Origin of the sequence: Acinetobacter portensis, from assembly GCF_009372215.1 — a bacterium.
GTDB classification, from domain to species: Bacteria; Pseudomonadota; Gammaproteobacteria; order Pseudomonadales; family Moraxellaceae; genus Acinetobacter; species Acinetobacter portensis.
The window spans coordinates 1-984 of sequence record NZ_LWRV01000116.1 but is presented as its reverse complement, the minus strand read 5'-3'; the positions used below and the strand labels follow the sequence as shown (position 1 = coordinate 984).

Annotated in this window: 1 protein-coding gene; it reads right to left on the bottom strand. The window is 34.5% G+C overall.

The features are described from left to right. Positions 1–24 precede the first annotated feature (24 nt). A complete protein-coding gene (locus A6M14_RS13855; protein WP_004679438.1) occupies positions 25–888 on the bottom strand; it encodes an IS982 family transposase in 864 nt (287 codons plus the stop codon). Between the last annotated feature and the right edge of the window lie 96 nt (positions 889–984).

Here is a 984-nt window from a genome sequence, read left to right as displayed (position 1 = left end):
TAACCTGAGTTCGATGAAATCCACTTAACCTTTTAGCATATTTTGGAAAGTTGGCTTATTGGGGTTCAAACAATAAGCCACTACAGCAGCCATGATATTCACCATGAAGTTATTTACCGAACGATGACGTGAATGTTCAAGTTGATGTAAATTTTTTAATTGATCATTCACTGTTTCGATCAATCCTCTTCTGCAAAGTAATTGTTTTTCTTCTTCAGTTTGGATGGGTTTATTTTTCATATTCCGACGTGATGGGGTCAATATTTTCAGTCCTCTTGCTGCTAAAGCTTCGGCTTTTGCTTTGCTCAAATAGCCTTTGTCTCCGAGTAGGATCCCTTTTAATTCTTGAGTTAAAGATTCTAATATAGCAACATCATGAACATTTCCCGATGTCAGCTTGAGATTAATAATTTCACCTAAATTATTGATAACGAGATGTAATTTAAAACCATAAAACCAACCCGTACTACTTTTTCCACGACCGGCCAAGCCTTTAAATACACGATGCCTTTTAATCCGAAGATTATGGCAAACTACCAATTTAGTGGAGTCAATGATACTGATTCCCGTATCTTTTCCTTTCACCTGATGGAAGAAACTACTCAGAGCTTGCAAACAACGGGGCATGATTTCAATAAATCGGTTGTAGCTAAGCAGTTTAGGAAAAGCAGATTTCCAGAATGGAACGATCATTTGGCAATAAAAATATTTGAAGAATCTAAAACCGGATTGATGAAATAAAATGACAATGGTCATTGCTTCAGACAAGCTTAAAGCTGACTTTTTCAACCTGGTTTTTTGATTAGAAATTAAAGCTTTCTCTAAAGATTCATTAAATTTTTTGCAGAAATCATCCAAAATACAAAATAATTCGGTAATATGATCCATTGAGAAGCCTTGTTTTATAACATTTTGTCTTGAGAACCAATATGTTACAAAAACAGGGCTTTTTTTCTACTCTTTTTTTATATCGAACTCAGGTTA

Bases quoted from the DNA above. Each gene is read 5' to 3' on its own strand.
- A6M14_RS13855 (WP_004679438.1), bottom strand. From the start codon at position 888: ATGGATCATATTACCGAATTATTTTGTATTTTGGATGATTTCTGCAAA.